Origin of the sequence: Collinsella sp. AM31-2AC (assembly GCF_003469285.1) — a bacterium.
GTDB classification, from domain to species: Bacteria; Actinomycetota; Coriobacteriia; order Coriobacteriales; family Coriobacteriaceae; genus Collinsella; species Collinsella aerofaciens_AT.
In genome coordinates, this window is sequence record NZ_QSJB01000048.1 from 1 (window position 1) to 551 (window position 551).

1 protein-coding gene is annotated in these 551 nt (G+C 67.2%); it reads right to left on the reverse strand.

The window, feature by feature from the left end; genetic code table 11:
* On the reverse strand, positions 1-551 hold a 551-nt coding region (locus tag DW796_RS10330), incomplete at both ends, for a dTDP-glucose 4,6-dehydratase (protein WP_199579858.1).

Consider the following 551-nt stretch of genomic DNA (forward strand, 5'->3'; position numbering starts at 1 on the left):
CTTCTCCACGTGCTGGTAGGGGCCGTAGTTGTTGGAGCAGTTGGAGATCGTGGCGCGAAGGCCGTAGGTGCGGGTCCAGGCGCGCACGAGCATGTCGGAGCTGGCCTTGGTCGAGCTGTACGGCGAGGACGGCCTGTACGGCGTCTCCTCGGTGAACTTGGCCGGGTCGTCGAGAGCCAGGTCGCCGTAGACCTCGTCGGTGGAGACGTGGTGGTAGCGGACGCCGTATTTGCGGACGGCCTCCAGCAGGCGGAAGGTGCCCTCGACGTTGGTGCGCAGGAACGGCTCCGGGTCGGCGATGGAGTTGTCGTTGTGGCTCTCGGCGGCGTAGTGCACGATCGCGTCGTGGCCCGGGACGATCCTATCGAGCAGCCCGGCGTCGCAGATGTCGCCCACGATGAGCTCCACGCGGTCCGCCGGCAGCCCGGCGATGTTCTCGGGGTTGCCGGCGTAGGTCAGCTTGTCCAGGACGGTGACGTGGACGCCCGGGTGGTTGTTCACGACGTAGTGCACGAAGTTGCTGCCGATGAAGCCGCAGCCGCCCGTGACGA